Annotated in this window: 17 protein-coding genes and 1 riboswitch; of the genes, 9 read left to right on the forward strand and 8 right to left on the reverse strand. The window is 43.6% G+C overall.

All coding sequences use genetic code 11. The features are described from left to right. Positions 1–99: 99 nt before the first annotated feature. The gene (locus NFR88_RS13300) at positions 100–411 is read right to left on the reverse strand and encodes an AzlD domain-containing protein (protein WP_160202662.1); all 312 of its coding nucleotides are present in this window, start codon (positions 409–411) and stop codon (positions 100–102) included. After that, the gene (locus NFR88_RS13305; RefSeq protein ID WP_160202661.1) at positions 408–1,124 is read right to left on the reverse strand and encodes an AzlC family ABC transporter permease; all 717 of its coding nucleotides are present in this window, start codon (positions 1,122–1,124) and stop codon (positions 408–410) included. Before NFR88_RS13305 ends, NFR88_RS13300 begins: the two co-directional genes overlap by 4 nt. Positions 1,125–1,318: 194 nt before the next feature. On the opposite strand from NFR88_RS13305, the gene NFR88_RS13310 reads away from it, so the two are divergent. From NFR88_RS13310 to NFR88_RS13320, 3 genes are read left to right on the forward strand one after another with little or no spacing between them, the layout of a single operon-like run. Further along, complete coding sequence (locus NFR88_RS13310) at positions 1,319–2,359, forward strand: MGDG synthase family glycosyltransferase (protein ID WP_251616658.1); 1,041 nt, start codon at positions 1,319–1,321, stop codon at positions 2,357–2,359. Then, on the forward strand, positions 2,356–3,096 hold the full coding sequence (locus NFR88_RS13315) for a polysaccharide deacetylase family protein (protein ID WP_251616661.1): 741 nt from the start codon (positions 2,356–2,358) through the stop codon (positions 3,094–3,096). The genes NFR88_RS13310 and NFR88_RS13315 overlap by 4 nt, the downstream gene beginning before the upstream one ends. Continuing rightward, positions 3,071–4,123: a lysylphosphatidylglycerol synthase transmembrane domain-containing protein gene (locus tag NFR88_RS13320; protein ID WP_251616664.1), complete on the forward strand. Its 1,053-nt coding sequence runs from the start codon at positions 3,071–3,073 to the stop codon at positions 4,121–4,123. Before NFR88_RS13315 ends, NFR88_RS13320 begins: the two co-directional genes overlap by 26 nt. A 33-nt stretch (positions 4,124–4,156) precedes the next feature. Here the strand turns inward: NFR88_RS13320 and NFR88_RS13325 are convergent, their stop codons facing one another. From NFR88_RS13325 to NFR88_RS13335, 3 genes are all read right to left on the reverse strand, one after another. Next, the gene (locus NFR88_RS13325; RefSeq protein ID WP_160202658.1) at positions 4,157–4,933 is read right to left on the reverse strand and encodes an enoyl-CoA hydratase-related protein; all 777 of its coding nucleotides are present in this window, start codon (positions 4,931–4,933) and stop codon (positions 4,157–4,159) included. 56 nt (positions 4,934–4,989) lie between these two features. Continuing rightward, positions 4,990–5,640: an energy-coupled thiamine transporter ThiT gene (gene thiT, locus NFR88_RS13330; RefSeq protein ID WP_161907501.1), complete on the reverse strand. Its 651-nt coding sequence runs from the start codon at positions 5,638–5,640 to the stop codon at positions 4,990–4,992. A 51-nt stretch (positions 5,641–5,691) separates the two neighbouring features. Then, positions 5,692–5,803: riboswitch (TPP riboswitch) on the reverse strand. A gap of 44 nt (positions 5,804–5,847) precedes the next feature. Continuing rightward, positions 5,848–6,465, reverse strand: coding sequence for a thiamine diphosphokinase (locus NFR88_RS13335; protein WP_161907500.1), 618 nt, complete (start codon positions 6,463–6,465; stop codon positions 5,848–5,850). An 81-nt stretch (positions 6,466–6,546) separates the two neighbouring features. Between NFR88_RS13335 and NFR88_RS13340 the strand changes: the two genes are divergently transcribed. The 6 genes from NFR88_RS13340 (at position 6,547) to NFR88_RS13365 (ending at position 13,760) form a co-directional block, all read left to right on the forward strand. Beyond that, positions 6,547–7,308, forward strand: a complete 762-nt coding sequence (locus NFR88_RS13340) for a DUF975 family protein (RefSeq protein ID WP_161907499.1) — start codon at positions 6,547–6,549, stop codon at positions 7,306–7,308. A gap of 107 nt (positions 7,309–7,415) precedes the next feature. Further along, on the forward strand, positions 7,416–8,528 hold the full coding sequence (locus NFR88_RS13345; RefSeq protein ID WP_160202654.1) for an ATPase: 1,113 nt from the start codon (positions 7,416–7,418) through the stop codon (positions 8,526–8,528). Between the two features lie 110 nt (positions 8,529–8,638). Next, positions 8,639–9,322 (forward strand): response regulator transcription factor, encoded by a 684-nt coding sequence (locus NFR88_RS13350; protein ID WP_251616667.1) that lies wholly within the window; start codon positions 8,639–8,641, stop codon positions 9,320–9,322. Continuing rightward, positions 9,312–10,592, forward strand: a complete 1,281-nt coding sequence (locus NFR88_RS13355) for a HAMP domain-containing sensor histidine kinase (protein WP_251616669.1) — start codon at positions 9,312–9,314, stop codon at positions 10,590–10,592. The genes NFR88_RS13350 and NFR88_RS13355 overlap by 11 nt, the downstream gene beginning before the upstream one ends. A gap of 61 nt (positions 10,593–10,653) precedes the next feature. Further along, positions 10,654–11,415 (forward strand): ABC transporter ATP-binding protein, encoded by a 762-nt coding sequence (locus tag NFR88_RS13360; RefSeq protein ID WP_371874477.1) that lies wholly within the window; start codon positions 10,654–10,656, stop codon positions 11,413–11,415. A 2-nt stretch (positions 11,416–11,417) separates the two neighbouring features. After that, positions 11,418–13,760 (forward strand): ABC transporter permease, encoded by a 2,343-nt coding sequence (locus NFR88_RS13365; RefSeq protein WP_251616670.1) that lies wholly within the window; start codon positions 11,418–11,420, stop codon positions 13,758–13,760. 6 nt (positions 13,761–13,766) lie between these two features. On the opposite strand, the gene NFR88_RS13370 is transcribed toward NFR88_RS13365, so the two are convergent. Genes NFR88_RS13370 through pepF form a run of 3 tightly spaced genes read right to left on the reverse strand, consistent with a single transcriptional unit; the run spans position 13,767 to position 17,452 of the window. After that, entirely contained in the window at positions 13,767–14,810 is a 1,044-nt protein-coding gene (locus tag NFR88_RS13370) for an RluA family pseudouridine synthase (protein ID WP_160202650.1), read from the reverse strand. Next, the gene (locus NFR88_RS13375) at positions 14,807–15,610 is read right to left on the reverse strand and encodes an NAD(+)/NADH kinase (RefSeq protein WP_160202649.1); all 804 of its coding nucleotides are present in this window, start codon (positions 15,608–15,610) and stop codon (positions 14,807–14,809) included. Before NFR88_RS13375 ends, NFR88_RS13370 begins: the two co-directional genes overlap by 4 nt. 42 nt (positions 15,611–15,652) lie before the next feature. Then, positions 15,653–17,452 (reverse strand): oligoendopeptidase F, encoded by a 1,800-nt coding sequence (gene pepF / locus NFR88_RS13380; RefSeq protein WP_251616672.1) that lies wholly within the window; start codon positions 17,450–17,452, stop codon positions 15,653–15,655. Positions 17,453–17,514: the final 62 nt, after the last annotated feature.

Genomic DNA, 17,514 nt, shown 5'->3' on the forward strand with positions numbered 1-17,514 from the left:
TATGTCAATACTTATTCTCAAAAAAATCCCACACCACATTTTCTGTGATGTGAGATTTTCTTAACTTAATGCCATTGCATAGGAAATGCCGGGGCTTTTTTATAAGAAAAGTTCCACCAGATACACTGCTGCACAGGATGCCAGAGCAACCGTGAAGAGATTGCCGGAAAACCACGCTACGATAACGGCAACGGCAAAGGCGACCATCCCTGAAATTAAGCTGCTGGTTGCCGTGATGATAGCTGGAAACGCCATGACAGCCAGTGTCACATACGGCACATAGTATAAGAAAGATCTGATAAAGGTGTTGGTAATCTCTTTTTGGATCAGCGTGAGCGGCAGGGCGCGGATTGCATAAATGGTAGCAGCCGCAACCAAAAGATAGATATATGTATTCTGTTCGAAGTTCATGACTGCACCTCCTCAGTAGTGTTGACCGGCTTGATGATTGCCGCGGCTGCTGCAATCACCAGGGTGAGAATGATAATTCTGGTGCCGGAAGAAATCTCTGATAGAACCGGCAGAAAGGTAAAAGCACAGCTTCCTGCCATGGAAGCCAAAACTACCAATGCGATGGCTTTGTCGTTTTTTGAGGCTGGAATCACCACTGCCAGGAACATACCATAAAGCGCTACGCTGAGTGCGCTTGCAAGACTGACAGGCAGGATATTGCCGACCAGAGCGCCGAGAATAGTTCCAAGTACCCAGCCTGGAGAAGCAACTGTGGCAGCACCTAGAGGATAATATGGATTCAGTTCTCCCTTGATTGATGCAGAAATACCGAAAATTTCGTCTGTTACAAAATAGGACAGCAGCAGCCTTTTGGGCAGGGAAGTGTTCGGATTAATCTTCTGTGACATGCTGCAGGACATGAGAAAATATCGGATATTAATAACCAGCTGCGTGATAATCATGGCAATATAGCCTGACTGACCTGCAATGACTGTTAATACTGCAAATTCACCTGCAGAAGCGTGCATCAGAAAAGACATCAGACCAGCCTGAAAAGCATTGATGCCCATTGATTTTGCTGCAATTCCCAGTGTAAAACCTACCGCAAAGTAACCAAGTGCGATAGGGGTACCATCTTTTAAACCTTTTAAATATTGTTTTTTATTGTTCATACGTTTTTTATCGCCTCATTGTAAAAATTCGTCTTGTTCTATTGTAATCTATCTGATTTACTTAGTAAACCCAATTTTTTTCCAATGTAAGAATTTCGTAATAAAAACATTAATGAATCTTAATTTCCTATTCATTGGCAGTTAAGATTTATGTTGTACTATGGTAGTATCATAAATCAAAAGAGGTAGAAGATATGAACATTCTAATTTTGACAGGACGATTCGGCATGGGGCATGTTAAAGCTGCCGAAGCAATCAAAGAACAGATTTTACAAGAAAACAGAGATGCAAAGGTAACGACGATTGATTTTATCGACTATATGTTTCCTGTACTCAGTAAAACGATTTATCAGGGGTTTAATTTTATGGTAAGCCGTTGCTCGGGACTTTATAATGCGATGAATAAGGCAGCAGGAAAGAATAGTGGGGTGCCGCTGAAGCTGACTTTTACCAGAAAAATTGACAGACTCATAGAGGAACATAATGCGGATGCTATCGTGGTAGCATTTCCTGTATGTTCCCAGTATATTTCCTCTTACAAGAAAATGAGACAGTGCAGTATACCGCTTTATACCTATATTACAGACATTACTGCGCATGAGGAGTGGATTGCACCGAAAACAGACAAGTACTTTGTTGGGGATATATCGACGAAAAATGCGTTGCTTTCTAAAGGGGTCAGCGAAGAGAAGATTGAAATTACTGGAATACCGGTAAGACAATGTTTTTATCAAGAGTACGAAAAACAGGATACCGGCAAGAAAGAGGTGCTCATTATGGGCGGAGGTCTGGGGCTTATACCGTCTTCTGAAGATTTCCTGGAAAAGCTGTCAAAGTGCCGTGATGTAAAAGTGACCGTAATCACAGGAAAAAACGAGAAACTGAAGCGGGAACTTGAGAAAAAATTCCCAGCAATTGAAGTCATTGGGTATACACAAGAAGTTAACCGTTATATGCAGCAGGCAGATTTGATTATTACGAAGGCAGGCGGTATTACGACCTTTGAAGCAATTGCGACAAAGACACCTCTTTATATTATAAAACCATTTCTTGAACAGGAGTTTGGCAATGCTAAGTATATTGAAGATCATAACATTGGCAGGGTTTTATGGGACACCTATGCCGATGAAGCAGAAGATATTTTACAGCTGCTCAGACATGACAGACTGCTGGAGACAATGAAGAAAAATATGCAGGAAATAGGAAAAGGATTTAGTAAAGGGTTGATTGCATGAAAAAGAAATTATTAATAACGACATTGCTAGGAATGGGAATTGCGGCGGGCTACAGTTATATACCGTCGCAGCTTGGAAAAGTGCAACAGAGGCTTAAGCAGAATGCAGAAGATGCAATTCAGTCCCTGGCAATACCAGAAAAGGTGCTTTATTTGACTTTCGATGATGGTCCGCATTCTGTGTATACAGAAGAGCTGCTGGAGTTGCTAGCAGGGTATGAAATAAAAGCGACTTTCTTTGTAGTAGGAAAATTTGCGGAGGATAATTCTGATCTCGTCTTGCGAATGGCACAGGAAGGGCACACTGTGGGAATCCATTCTCTGGAGCATAAAAGTGCAATGATACAGACACCATCTTATACCCGCTGGGATTTTAAGAAGAGCCTGGAAATCATGGAGGATTTGGGCATTGACGTAAAATACTACAGACCGCCTTGGGGACACGTCAACTGGTCTACCTTGCAGCAGATAAAAAATCACGGTCTGCAAAAGGTTCTTTGGGACGTGATGGTCGGTGACTGGGAGGAAGACTCTGATGAAGAACAAATGCAGTACCGGCTGCTAAAGCACGCATCGCCGGGGAGTACTATCTGTCTCCATGACGGCAGAGGCGATGGAGCAGTACAAAACGATGCACCTCTTCGCATGATTGAGACGTTAAAGAAAACCATTCCCCTTTGGCTGGAAGAAGGGTACAGATTTGAAACCATAGATGAGAAGTATAGACATGAACATTAGCTTTATAAAATTATGCAAAAACGGCGGCTTATTTCTGATACTATTATTGCTGACTTTTTACAGTATCTTTCGGGAAACACAGCCGTCACAGATTTTGTCAGCTGTATCAGGGGCAGATATAAAGTATCTATTGCTGGCGATCTGTGCTATGGGGATTTTTCTTCTCGGAGAGGGACTGAACATTGGACGTTGTCTGCAGCTTTTTGAAAAGAACAGGTCTGTGCTTTGCGGCATCAAATATGCTGTTTGCGGATTCTTTGGAAGTTCTGTGACGCCGTCTGCTTCCGGTGGACAGCCGCTGCAGCTTTATTTTATGCACAGGGACGGCGTAAATCTGTCCCATGGAACGCTGGCGCTGCTCTTTGAACTGCTCAGCTATCAGATTGTAACCATTGCGTTAGCTGTATTTGGTTTTTTTGCTGTGCAGGATACAATTTCGGCGTCCATGGGGGATATGAAGGTATTGCTGTTTTTTGGAGTTGGCCTCAATGCGGTTGCGATGATAGTACTGATCTGTGCAATTTTTTGTGGACAGGTGGATGAAAAGATAGTTAGTTTATTTGTAAAGTTTGCAAAGAAATGCAGTGAGGAAAGGGGAGCACGTCTGGAAGAAACCCTGACCAGCGCGCTGCAGGAATATCAAAGGAGTGCGGTTTTCTTAAAGCAGAATAAAAACATTTTTGTTAAGACCCTGGTAACGACAGTTGTACAGATGATAGCCATGTACAGCATTCCTTACTGGATTTATTTAAGCTTAGGCTTGTCAGGATATTCGGCTGTAACTGTGATTTTCTTGCAGGCGGTGCTTTTTGCTTCTGTATCTGCACTGCCGCTGCCGGGCGCTATGGGAGTCAGCGAAGGGGCATTTTCTATCCTGTTTCAAACTCTATTTACAGGAGGGCTGCTGCCGGGTGCTATGTTGCTCTCAAGAAGCATGAGTTTTTATCTGCCACTTGCGGTCAGCGGAATTTGCACGATGATTTTGCTGGTAGGTGTTAAAAAGTGCACCATTAGACCTGAAATTTAGGCTATTGGTGCACTTTTTATCTTCTTGCGAAATTTATTTATTCTTAAATTCCGGTGCTCTCTTTTCCAGGAAAGCAGCCATGCCTTCTGTCTTGTCTTCGGAGCCAAAGGCAGCGGTGAAGGTTTCGATTTCAAATTTGCTTGCGGATTTCATATCCATATCGTAACCGTTGTTGATAGCGGTTTTAGCAGTTGCGATAGCGATAGGAGCCTTAGAAGCGATGGTTTTAGCAACTTTTTCGGCTTCTGCAATTAATTCCTCAGGTGCGGAGATTTTCTCAACCAAACCGATTCTATACGCTTCAGAAGCAGGAATCATTTCAGCGGTCATAATCAGGTATTTTGCCATGCCTTTGCCGACCAGTCTAGCAAGTCTTTGGGTGCCACCAAATCCCGGAATAATGCCAAGACCAACTTCCGGCTGACCGAATTTGGCTTTTTCTGAGGCGATTCTGATGTCACATGCCATGGCGAGTTCGCAGCCACCGCCGAGAGCAAATCCGTTGACTGCAGCGATTACAGGCTTTTCGATGTTTTCAATCAGGTTCATTACTTTGTGACCCATAATCATCATCTGGCGACCTTCCAAGGCAGTGAGCTGGTGCATCTGCGCAATATCAGCGCCTGCAACAAAGGCTTTGCCTTCGCCAGTTAAAATAACTGCCAGAACGTCTTTATCTGTTTCAATTTTGGTGAAAGCGTCATAAAGCTCAGTAAGTACATCCATGTTCAGCGCGTTCATTGCTTTCGGTCTGTTAATGGTAACGTAAGCAATATTTTCTTTTATTTCGTATTTGATGTTCTCGTACATGTTTTTTCTCCTTCTTACATATATAGAAAAATAGTCCTTGTTAATAATATAACACTTTATAAGCTCTTTTTCAACCCTTCAAAAGCGTTCTTCACAGGAGAAAGTGAAATAATTATCAATGTCAGGATTCCTTCAGCGGCAAGATAGGTGAAATTATACCATAAAGACCAAGTAACCGCGTTAAATCCTTCAGGTGCATAGCTGCCGAAGAAGACAATGCCGGAGAGGGCTGCACAGATATAACGCACGAAGAGTCCCAGCACGTAGCCTTTTGCAAGACCGTTTTTCTTATCCTTAAATACGCCGGCAAGTCCCAGAGCGCCAAAAGCGAAGGGATAATCCACAAGAAGCTGCACGGGGTGAATGACGTAAGGGCTGAACAGCAGATTCAAAAGTCCCACGACAAAGCCACAGATGACGCCTCGGCGGGTCCCCAGAAAATAGCCGCAGAGGGCGAGGGGAAGCATGGAAAATACCGTAACCGTTCCGCCAAATGGCATTTCAAAGAGTTTCAGCTGTCCAAGCCCCAGTGCCAGCGCAGCGAGCAGGGCGGAAATCGTCAGTGCCTTTGCATCAGGCTTTTGTGATTTGTTTTCCCGTTCTTCCTTGGACGGAATTAGAATTAAAGCAAAAAATACGACAATCACGGCGATGATGACGACGTGACCAATGGTGGATTCAAAGAATCCCTGCATGTTTTTGAACATAAAAATACCTCCATCTTGTAAATGATTGGAGGGGAACTGAACCTGGCATATGTGATATAATCAATGCTTCCCTACGGCAGTACTAACTGCATCAGGTGTTGAGGGTCTGGCTGCGCCCGCAGGCTGACAGTCATTCTCAGCAAAAGCTCCCCTAGCGAATACAATAATAAGGATAGTGCGATTTTTCCATTTTGTCAATGGTTAATTTTACAGGTCTTTGGACAGAATAATGAGAAGCATGCCGTCCGTAAAAGAAACTGTAGCAGAATCACAGATAATTTCATTGCTAACACCTAAAGTGGTTTTATTCGTCAGGTGGTGATTCGTTAGTGGATATTTGACACCGCGGAGGGTGACATTTTTTGCATCGTCTCCGTAGCTGATAATACCCAGATAGGTATAGGCGTTTTTTGGAACCGTGTAAGTGCCGGGCGCAACCATAAAGAGGTAATTTTGTCCATCAATAAGGCTAAGACGAATGGTTGTGCCGCAAAATTTTGCAAGCATGCCGATATTGCCCATGGTATGGTCAAAGCGGCCTCCAAGCCCGCCGAGGAGGGTAATATCTTTATAACCTTTGGAAACTGCCAGATCAATGGCAGCTTCGCTATCGGTCATATCCTTTTCCATGGGAAGCTTGATGACATCGCCGGAAGGTACGTTCATGGAATCGTAGTCGCCGATGAGAAAGTCAGGAGAAAGCCCCAGTTTTTGGGCAATAAGCAGGCCGCCGTCGGCACAGATAATCTTATTAAACTCAGAAAAATCAAGGGTCAGACTATCTGTGTGTTCAAGGTGTGAAGTAATAATTAAGGTTTTTTCCATAGGAATTCTCCGATTTCAATTGTATTTATTCTACAGATATTATATAATATTTTTATCGAGTTTAAAATAAGGAGTTTTTATATGTACAATATTATTGTAAGAGAAACCAGTTCTGAAATTCGTGCTATTGCGCGCAGCTCTCTGAAAGGCTGCTGGCCTCAGGTGGCAATCGGTGTGTTTTTGTACTATGTAATGACAATGACAATTCCGGTTATTTTAGGCTATCTAATGCCTTTTGCATCCTACAATTACTATAATACGTTTTTTGAACAATCCATTAGTCTTTCTTATGTAGCCAGACTGTATAATCTAGTGCTGACCGGCGCCTTTGAGCTGGGACTTTGCAGTTTTATGATTGGATTTTTCCGCAGAAAGGAAAGCAATCCAGCAGGCATTTTCAATGGATTTGAGAACTTTCCAAAGGCTTTTTGCCTGTTTGTCGTACAGAATATCTTCATTGCCCTGTGGGCGTTGCTTTTGGTAGTTCCAGGAATTATTGCGGCAATTCGTTACAGTCAGGCATTCTATGTTCTTGCTGATCATCCAGACAAGGGCGTTATGGAATGTATCGAGGAGAGCAAACGTATGATGAATGGCAACAAGGGCAAGTTTTTCTGCCTGATGCTGTCCTTTATCGGCTGGGCAATTCTGGCCGCAATTCCGAGCGCATTTATGCCAATAATTCCTGGCATAGTTGGCGAAATTATTGATTTGGTATATTCTATTCCAGTTTTCTTTATGCTGACATATCTTTACGTCACACGAGTGGTATTTTACGATTTAGCCAGTGGTCATCTGGTTGCAAAGTCAGAGCCTTCGCCGGAAGATAGCTATTACTTCTAATAATGATTATAAAGAGCGCTTTCTTAGGAAGGCGCTTTTTCAGTTGGAACAAGTGACAAGGGTTCCTTCATATGATAGAGAATCAGAAATAGATTGGAGGAATTACATTGTCTATCATACGTCACTATTTCCCTGGCAATAATACGCCAGAGGGATTTTTCTCTTACTACGGATACATTCTTGGACAGCGTGAGGCAAGCCGTATCGTTTGCATTAAAGGCGGTCCCGGCACAGGAAAATCTACTTTTTTAAAGAAGGTGGGCAAAAGACTTTCGGAAGCGGGGGAAAGTGTAGATTTTCTGCATTGCTCTGCAGACGATAATTCCCTGGACGGAATCATTCTGCCAGATAGAAAAATCGCTTTTGTGGACGGTACCAGCCCTCATGTTATAGATCCCATTACGCCGGGAGCTGTTGATTACATCATTAACTTCGGAGAATTCTGGAACGACAAGAAAATCGCAGACTGCAAGGAGGACATCATCCGCTATAACGAAGAATGCTCCGGATGGTACAAAATCGCTTATAATTATCTGGCGGCAGCAAAGAAAATTTACGATAGCATGGCAACCATCTACGATGACGGAATTGAGGTTTCTGAGATTTACAAGTTGGCTGCAGATATCATCGGTCAGGAATATCAGAAATATGATATTTCTTTTAAGTCTGGTGCAGTAAAAAAATTCTTTGCAACGGGTCTCACATGGGAGGGCAGTATTTCCTATCTGAAAACCCTGCTGCAGCAGTCCAAGAAAATCTACCTGATTAACGTACCGGAGGGCTACAGCAATACAAGCTTTATGAACGTGTTGCAGGATGGTGCTGTGTACCGCGGCTTCGACGTGGAAAGCTTCTACTGTCCGATGGATCCTGCCTATAAACTGGAACATCTGCTGGTGCCTGAGCTGGGTCTTGCATTCATCACCACAAACAAGTGGCACGATCTGGAGCCTTGGGAAATCACCGGGGAAGAAGGCACATTGAAAGAAATCACTATGGTGGATATCAGCGATTATCAGAGCACTTACTTCGCTGAAAAGAACGCAGGTATCATCGGGAAACTCTCAAAACTGTACGCTTCTTTGATTCAGGAGGCCATGGATGCGCTGGCAAGAGCCAAGGAGACCCACGATCTTGTAGAGAAGATGTATATTAGAAATATGGATTTTGAGAAAATCGATCAGCTGGTGGAAGACACTGTAGCAGAGATTTTGAAGTAGATGAAAAGGCACTTGCCAGGGTCAGAGGGACCAAAGGCAAGTGCCTTCTTGCTATTCTTTTTCCAAGCGGTTATAATAAGAGCATTCAATAGAGAAAAAGGTGGTAGGACATGCATTACAATTGCTTAATCGTAGACGATGAAAAAATGTTGGCGGACAGCACGGCGGAGTACTTCAATCTCTTCGATGTGAAAACAGAAGCGGTGTACAGCGGCGCTGAATGTTTGGCATTTTTAAGTGAACATACAATTGATTTGCTTCTTTTAGATATCAATCTTGGTGAGTGCAGCGGTTTTTCTTTGTGTAAAGAGCTGCGGGAGACGACGGATATTCCGATCCTGTTTATTTCTGCAAGAAGCAGCGACGATGATAAAATTGCGGCACTTTCCATCGGCGGTGATGACTATATACAGAAACCTTATTCTCTTGGCGTACTTCTGGCGAAGGTGAAGGTGGTGCTGAAGCGTTACGGCAGAGCGCAAAATACTTGCTACGACGATGGTTATCTTCGTGTTGATTTTACTGCCCGTGAGGTTTTTGCAGGCGGCGAGCCTGTAAAGCTTACTGCTATGGAATTTAAGCTTTTAACCTATTTGATGGAGAGCAGCGGCACAGTGTCTAAACAAGAGATTTTTGAAAATGTTTGGGAAGACAAATTCACAGGAGACGGTACCCTCAATGTGCATATCAGAAAGATTAGAGCTGCAATTGAAAGAGATTCTGCAAATCCTAAATATATTTTGACGGTCTGGGGCGAAGGTTACAAATTTGTGGGGGAAATCAATGAAAAATAGAGCATTTGTTATTTCTCTCATTATCTGTTTTGTAGTGGAGTTGGGCATTCTTTTCTTTGCGGCAGGCTCCAGCAAAGATTTTTCTAAGGATAGCGTGGCAGTCAATCGTGTACTGCAGTCTGTGGAGGAGGACTGGACGGATTTGTCTCATCATCAGCAGGCTGAAGGGATGGACTATACAGTCATTGATACAGAAGGTAACGTGCTGTTTCGGACAGAACATGGAGAAAGCGATACAATACATAAAGCTATCGTTCACGGCGATACCATACTTGATGTGGAAATAGACGGGGTCTCTCTGGGAAAGGTGATTATCAAAAATACATCTGAAGAAGTTTTTCAAAGCTATCAGCAGCGTTTAATCTGGGCTCTTTCTGCAGTGATTTTCCTACAGCTTCTAATTTGTCTTGTGTATTTTGCTTATCTTACAAAAGTGGTGATAAAACCTTTTGCGAAACTGAGTGACTTTGCAAAGCAAGTGGCGAAGGGTAACCTGGATATACCGCTGGAAATGGACAGAAGAAATATCTTTGGTGCTTTTACAGAAGCCTTTGATATGATGAGAGCGGAGCTGAAAAAGGCAAGGGAAGCGGAGGCTCTGGCAAACCGCAGCAAAAAGGAGTTGGTCGCTGAGCTTTCCCATGATATCAAGACCCCAGTAGCCAGTATCAAAGCAGCAGGGGAGGTCGGCGCCGCCCTTGCCGCTGATGAAAAAACGAGAGAGAATTATCTAAGAATTGTTGAAAAAGCTGACCAGATTACGGCTTTGACAAATAATCTCTTGACGGCTACGTTAGAAGAACTTGTGCAGCTTTCTGTTACGCCGGCAGATGTAGAAAGCGGAGCGGTTTTTGGTCTTTTGACTAGCGCTGATTATCTGCACCGCACCGAAGTTCCAAAGATTCCAGAATGCTTGATTTACGCGGATTTACTGCGGCTGCAGCAGGTTTTTGATAATATCTTTGTCAACGCATATAAATACGCAGATACGCAAATAAAAACCTCCGCAGAGATTGTTCATAAGCATTTACATATAGTCATAGAAGACTGTGGCGGCGGGGTTGCGGAAGAGGAACTGCAGACGCTAAAGCAGAAGTTTAAGCGGGGCAGTAATGCGGGCGAGCATTCCGGCGCAGGACTGGGCCTTTATATTGCGGATTATATTATGCAGGAAATGGGCGGAAGTCTGAAGTTAGCAAACGGCGCACAAGGCCTTAAGGTCATCGTGGAGATTGCGCTAAGTGCAAGCGAAGATTTAAGGATTATTTAAGGATTTGCTAAAGACTGTTAAGCAGCTGCAGCGGTAGAATAGAAGCTGAAATGGAGGTTTTATGATGAAAAATATACTGCTGGAGACAGAGAATTTGAGCAAGTCCTTTTCTAATGGAGGAACTTTGCAGCACGTTCTTAAAAATATCGACCTGAACCTTTACGAAGGAGATTTTACTGTAATTATGGGTGCCAGCGGCGCAGGTAAATCGACGCTTCTGTATGCACTGTCGGGCATGGACACGCCGACCCTTGGAAAAATCACCTTTGGCGATGAGGATATCTCTCATTTGAATCAGGATCAGCTTGCTGTGTTCAGACGAAAACACTGCGGCTTTGTGTTTCAACAGATCCACCTCATTGAAGGCATGACAGTGATGGATAATATTCTTTCTGCAGGTCTTCTTGTGAACCAGAAGAAACGGGAGCTGGTTGAAAGAGCAAAAGCTTTATGCGAGCTTGTTGAAATTTCTGAGGAAATGCTGCATAAATTTCCTTCCCAGCTTTCAGGCGGTGAGGCTCAGCGGGTTGGCATTGTCAGGGCGCTGATTAATACGCCGGAGATCCTTTTTGCAGACGAGCCTACAGGGGCGCTAAATTCAAAGACCGGTCTTGCGGTGCTAGATCTGTTGACATCCTTTCATGAAAAGGGACAGAGCATTGTGATGGTGACTCACGATATGCGTTCAGCCAGAAGAGGAAATCGAATCCTCTATTTAAAGGATGGTATGATTTTGGGCGAGTGCAATCTTGGTCATTATGTCCATGACGATAAGTCTCGTCATGAAAAACTTGCAGCATTTCTGGAAGAGATGGGGTGGTAGCCGTGAAGAGACTTTTTCTGATTGCAGCTGCCAATCTGCGCAGAGCAAAGGGGCAAACTGCTGCTATCGTTGCGCTTGTGCTTCTTGCTTCTGTTATGCTGAATCTGGGACTCATGCTTTCTATGGATTATAAGGAAAACTTTAACAGATATCATGAAGAACTTAATGCCGAGCATGTCATCTTAGCAGTTGGCAGCTGCAGCCCAGAGGTTCGCAAGACGATAGAAGAAGAACTGACTGCAAATGTGCTGACAGAAGATTACAGCTTTAGTGATGCCTATATGATGATAGGCTCTTTTCCCTATGGAGATGGTGAGATTAATTCTAATCTGCTAATCTTAGAGAAGGAAACCGCGCTGTCCCGTTCTATCGGAAAGGTGGAAATTGTGGAAGAAGATTGTAGCAGTGGGATCTATCTACCCATGCTTTATGGTACGGACGGCAGAATTACAGCAGGCGGCACCGTAGACTTCACCATCGGAAATACGGTAGAAAACTATCCTGTCTGCGGATTTATCAACAGTGTTATGGCAGGCTCTCACAATTGTGTGATTACGGCAGTTCTCTTCACCAAAGACCGGTATGACGCTTTGAAGGATAAAGGAATCGCTGCAGAAACTATGATGGTGTCTGTTCGGATTAAGGATAAAGAGCAGAGTCAGGAATTTGAGGCAGTTTTGAAAAATGCAGTATCTTCTGCATACCCGGACCTTTATATTGTGAGCAATTCCTATGAGCTTGTTACATCTTCGCGCTATATTTCCCAGATGATTTGTACCAGTATTGTCAGTGCTATGGCTTGTTTTATTGCACTGATTGCGCTGGTAGTGATCTCCTCTAATGTAATCAATTATATACAGGAAAACATGCATAATCTGGGTGCACTGAAAGCCATGGGATATACCAGCAGACAGCTTGTTGAATCGCTCCTCCTGCAGTTTTCTGGTGTAGCGCTGCCTGTATCTTGTCTTGGTGCAGCTGCTGCCTACGGGATTTTTCCGATGATAAACAACATGATGATATCGCAGACTGGCATACCGTATAAAATGCATTTTCTGTCTATGCCATATGTAATTACGATTTGCCTGCTAACTCTGATCGTATCGCTGGTTGTGTGGCTTTCTGCACGGAGAATTGAGAATTTGGAGCCGATTACAGCGCTGCGTCAGGGGATACGGACTCACAGTTTTGCAAAGAGCTACATTCCTCTGGAAAGGACTCGTTTTTCACTAACAGCTGCTCTCGGACTGAAGGCAGGGCTGTCACAGCGAAAGCAAAATATTGTGACTGCAATTACGGTGTTAGTATTGTCTTTGTTTATCGTATTCTCAGGACTCATGCGAGAAAATATGATTGTCAATATGGAGCCATTTATTAATCTAATCGTAGGAGAAACAGCGGATTCCTGTATCAGCATCGACCATAGCGCAGAAGATGCTTTTTTACAGCGTCTTGCAGAAGATGAGAAGGTGGAGAAGGTGTATCTTTATCACAGCGAGGAGGTTCGCCATAAAGACGGGGTCGCTCTTATGATGACCTGCTGTGACGATTTTAACGATGTAAATAATCAGAATGTGGTGTTTGACGGAAGATTTCCAAAGTATGATAATGAGGTGGCGCTTGCTGGCAAGTATGCTGGGGAAAAAGATTTGGAAATAGGTGATGAGATTACGCTGAGTGCCGGTGGTAAAGAGGCGGTATATCTCATCTGCGGGCTGACGCAGATTTCCAATAATTTGGGCAAGGACTGTCTTTTGACGAGATCTGGCTATGAAAGAATGGCTGATTTACAGAATCTTAGCTTTTATATTGATGTGGCAGAAGGCGTGGATATCGATGAGTTTCACGAAGAAATCAGTGAAGCCTTCGGCACGCAGGTTAATACCACCATTAATGTGGCTTCAGCTGTTATAGGCGGTTCGAAGGTCTATGTTTCGTTGATGAAGATAATTGTCATTGCAATTCTAGCATTGAGCTTTCTGATTACGGTATTCGTATTGTACCTGCTAGTTCGGATTATGCTCAATAGAAAAAAGAAAGATTATGGTATTATGAAAGCCTTAGGATTTACAACATGGCAACTGATCTTGCAGACGGCGCTCAGCTTTATGCCTGTTGTGATTTTATCTGCAGCAGTAGGGCTTATCATCAGTGCTTTAATTATCAATCCGCTGACAGCTTTGTTCTTACAGGGAATTGGGATAGTAAAATGCACCTTTACAGTGCCAATAGGATTTATTACAGTCTGCGGCGCACTTCTGGTTCTGTTTGTTTTCGCAGTAACCTGTATTCTGTCCCTAAGAATTAGACGGATATCGCCAAAAGACCTTTTATCCGGTGAATAAAAGGTCTCAGGCTTCTTTGATTTTTTCGATGAGTTTTTCCATGTCCGCAGGGAGCGGCGCTTTGATTTCAAGGGGCTCTCCTGTCACTGGGTGAGAAAATCTCAGCATATAGGCGTGCAGTGCCTGTCTATCTAAAAGGGAAGGGTTGTAGCCGCCGTAGAGATGGTCGCCGATGAGAGGGTGACCCAGATGGGACATATGTACGCGAATCTGATGGGTTCTGCCGGTTTGAAGGAGCAGCTCTACCAGCGTAAATCCGGCAGGAAGCTCGGTTACTGTAATTAAATCGCCATTTACGGTAATCAGATCACCCGGTTTAAATGCTGGTTCTGTGACTTTTTCATCTTCCATAATGCTGTCTTTATAGCCCTGGTAGGCGGCAAGTCCGCTGCCCAGGGTTTTTCCTTCGTAGCGGGCTAGGACTTTTACGTGGGTCACGGAAGGGTATCCGCCTTCCTCCATGACTTTTCGCCTTACATCCTCAGGGTCTGGTCTGCCGATAGGAAGGTCGATGGTAAAGCTATCTTCGGCAATAATACCTGCGACCAGTGCGATGTAGCGTTTTTCAGTAGTATTAGCTTTCATCTGCTTTACCACATCGTCCTGGGCATGGGAGTTTTTTGCCACGATTAAAAGACCGGTGGTGTCCATGTCGAGCCGGTTTACGAAGCGGATTTTAAAGGACTGATTGGTATCCTCCATGTATTTCATCAGACCGTTGGCGATGGTGTGATAAGGATGTCCCTTGGTGGGGTGGACGATAATGCCCGGCTGCTTGTTGATGACGAGCAGGTCATCGTCTTCATAGACAGGATAAATGGGAATATCTTCAGCAGGAAAGTCGCTTTTTTCCTCCGGCAGTTTAATAGATAGTACATCGCCCTCTTTAGGAGAAATCCAGCCTGCCACTTCTTTTCCGTTGAGAAAGACAAGATGCTGGAATTTTAGCTTGCTCAAAAGGCGGGAGGAGAAGCTGAATTTGCTTCTGAGAAGGGCTTTGATGGTCATGCCTTCGTCTTCTTTTGTGATGGTATATTGAAACTTGCTCATAGGAATTTACTCTTTACTTTCGTCCAGAAATCGTAGTTTTCAAAGCGCATCAGGTTGACGTGAATGTCAGAGAAGCTGACTTCGATTTCTTTGATATTTTCGTATTCGGCAGTGGTGCCGTCATAAACTACGCACAGCTTATTCTTTTCCTCATTCATGTCCGGTACAACGCCAAGGGATAAATCCGAAGGCAGCAGAATGCTTGAAGTAAAAGAACGATAGGCGGTGGTATTCATCGGCGCAATTGGTGTAACTTGAAGCAGTTTCAGCCTCGGATCTACAATGCTGCCGCCCAGAGAATAGTTATAGGCGGTGCTTCCGGCAGGTGTAGCAATCAGCAGTCCGTCTCCCGAAAAACGCTCAATAAAGCTGCCGCCGATGGAAATATTTAAGTGAATGGAGTAGGTGGAATTGCCCTTTAGGAGCACCTCGTTGAGTCCCACATGCTCAGCAGTTCCGATATCTGTAGTGATGCGCACTTTAACAGTAGAAAGCTGCTGAATGGAATAGCGTCCTTGTGTATAGTAGAAGATAAAATCATCCAGCATAGAGGGCATGATTTCCTGGAAAAAACCTAGATGACCGGTATTGATGCCGATGATCGGCATAGTAGGGAAGTCAAACTTATGTATGGCTTCTAGGAAGGTGCCGTCTCCGCCGATGCAGACCAGAAGGTCCGCTTTTTCGGTGTATTTTGGCAGTAAAACAAAGCCGGAATTATCCAGCTTTTGTTTTAACTGCTTTTTCGTTCTCTTTGATGTTTCGCTGTCGTTGGCGTAAATATAAATTTTTTTATTCATATCAAGTATTCTATAACATCTGAAATGGCTTTTCAAGAGGTTTTACAGGAGAGCTGCAAGTTCTTCTACCAGCTGTTTAAAGGTTTCCATGGCGAGAATTACAGGCTCCTTACTGCTCATATCAACACCAGCAATTTTGAGAAGTTCTACGGGATAATTGCTGTCGCCGGTCTTTAAGAACTCAATGTAGGCGTCTCTTGCAGTTTCGCCTTCCTTTAGGATTTTGCCTGCAATGGCGGTCGCTGCGGAATATCCGGTTGCATACTGATATACGTAAAAACTTCTATAAAAATGCGGGATTCTTGCCCATTCATATTTGATATATTCGTCTTCTGAAAGGCTGGCACCAAAGTAATCCTTGTTCAGCTTTTCGTAGTTTTCGCATAACCAGTCAGCAGTTAGAGAGCCGCCTTCTTCTACATATTTGTGTGTCATATGTTCAAATTCTGCAAACATAGTCTGACGGAACAGGGTAGTTCTAAATTCTTCGATATACAGATTCAGAAGATATTTGCGCATGGTCGGATCTGTTTCTTTATTTAAAAGATGCTGCATCAGCAGGGATTCATTGACTGTGGAGGCAACTTCTGCCGTAAAGATAGAGTGACTGCCATAGGTAAAAGGCTGAGTTTCTCTTGTGTAGCTTGCGTGCATGGAGTGACCCATTTCGTGCACCAGCGTAAATACATCTTTTAAGGTATCTGAATAGTTCAAAAGGATATAAGGAAAACTGTCATAAGATCCGAAACTGTAAGCGCCGCTGGTTTTTCCTTCATTTTCGTAAACATCAATCCAGCCGGCATCAATACCTGAAAGAACGCGATTCATATAAGCATTTCCCAGAGGTGCCAATCCTTCCTCCATGATTTTTACGGCCTCTTCGAAAGAAACTTTCCGCTTTGGAATTTCAACGAGAGGCACATAAATATCGTACATTTTCAGTTCATCAACTGCGAGTACCTTTTTTCTTAGGTCGATATAGCGATGCAGTACGGGTAAATACTCATGTACGACAGTAATAAGATTATCGTAAACTGATTCCGGGATATTGCCGCCGGAAAGAGCAGCGGCTCTGGCAGAGTCATAATGTCGAATGTTTGCACCGATGACATCGGTTTTTACATTGTAGTTGTAAGCGGAAGCAATGGTATTTACAAGACCTTTATAAGCTTCATAAACGTGGGTAAACGCAGATTTTCTCACATTTCTATCGTGACTTTCCATAAAGCTGATAAAGTTGCCGTGGGTGAGGGAAACTTCCTCTCCGTCCTCATCTTTGATAGTACCAAAACTGATATCTGCATTGTTCAGCATGGTGAAGATTGTATCCGGCGCATCAGTCACTTCAGAAAGTTGTGCTAAGATATTCTCTTCTTCTTTAGAAAGTACATGCTTCTTTTCACGGATCAGATCTTCAATAACAAAGGTGTACTGTGAAAGAGCGGGCAGCTCTTTGATAAAACTGCGCAAGGTTTCTTCAGAAGCGGATAAAAGCTCCGGTGTCATAAAACTCATGGCAGCGGAAACCTTTGCGATAACACCGCTGACTTTGTCGTACATGGCCTGCTGAGCGGACACACGGTTATCTTCATCCAATTTCATTCTGGCATAGACATAAGCGCGCTCCAGTTTCTGCCAGATAGCGTCTTTTGTTGTAAACGCATCAAGGAGCATGTCGGGACTTTCGGTTAAATGTCCCTGAAACTTTGAAAAATCAGCTGTTTGCTGTAATACTTCTTCGATATCCTTTTCCCATGCGGCAGCATTTGCGTACATCGCCTGTATGTTCCATTGATACTTTGGATCAATTTCATTTCTGTTTTTTAATTTTTTGTTTCCCATTTCTACCTCCAGTGTAGTATAATAAAAGACTGATAGGAGTAGTATAACACAAAACTGAAAGG

Source organism: Senimuribacter intestinalis (assembly GCF_943192965.1).
Taxonomy (GTDB): domain Bacteria; phylum Bacillota; class Clostridia; order Peptostreptococcales; family Anaerovoracaceae; genus Senimuribacter; species Senimuribacter intestinalis.

Coding starts and splice junctions, on each gene's coding strand:
- NFR88_RS13305 (WP_160202661.1), bottom strand. CDS start 1,124: ATGAACAATAAAAAACAATATTTAAAAGGTTTAAAAGATGGTACCCCT.
- NFR88_RS13325 (WP_160202658.1), bottom strand. CDS start 4,933: ATGTACGAGAACATCAAATACGAAATAAAAGAAAATATTGCTTACGTT.
- NFR88_RS13315 (WP_251616661.1), top strand. CDS start 2,356: ATGAAAAAGAAATTATTAATAACGACATTGCTAGGAATGGGAATTGCG.
- NFR88_RS13375 (WP_160202649.1), bottom strand. CDS start 15,610: ATGAATAAAAAAATTTATATTTACGCCAACGACAGCGAAACATCAAAG.
- NFR88_RS13335 (WP_161907500.1), bottom strand. CDS start 6,465: ATGGAAAAAACCTTAATTATTACTTCACACCTTGAACACACAGATAGT.
- NFR88_RS13300 (WP_160202662.1), bottom strand. CDS start 411: ATGAACTTCGAACAGAATACATATATCTATCTTTTGGTTGCGGCTGCT.
- NFR88_RS13355 (WP_251616669.1), top strand. CDS start 9,312: ATGAAAAATAGAGCATTTGTTATTTCTCTCATTATCTGTTTTGTAGTG.
- NFR88_RS13350 (WP_251616667.1), top strand. CDS start 8,639: ATGCATTACAATTGCTTAATCGTAGACGATGAAAAAATGTTGGCGGAC.
- NFR88_RS13320 (WP_251616664.1), top strand. CDS start 3,071: ATGAGAAGTATAGACATGAACATTAGCTTTATAAAATTATGCAAAAAC.
- NFR88_RS13370 (WP_160202650.1), bottom strand. CDS start 14,810: ATGAGCAAGTTTCAATATACCATCACAAAAGAAGACGAAGGCATGACC.
- NFR88_RS13340 (WP_161907499.1), top strand. CDS start 6,547: ATGTACAATATTATTGTAAGAGAAACCAGTTCTGAAATTCGTGCTATT.
- NFR88_RS13310 (WP_251616658.1), top strand. CDS start 1,319: ATGAACATTCTAATTTTGACAGGACGATTCGGCATGGGGCATGTTAAA.
- pepF (WP_251616672.1), bottom strand. CDS start 17,452: ATGGGAAACAAAAAATTAAAAAACAGAAATGAAATTGATCCAAAGTAT.
- thiT (WP_161907501.1), bottom strand. CDS start 5,640: ATGTTCAAAAACATGCAGGGATTCTTTGAATCCACCATTGGTCACGTC.
- NFR88_RS13360 (WP_371874477.1), top strand. CDS start 10,654: ATGATGAAAAATATACTGCTGGAGACAGAGAATTTGAGCAAGTCCTTT.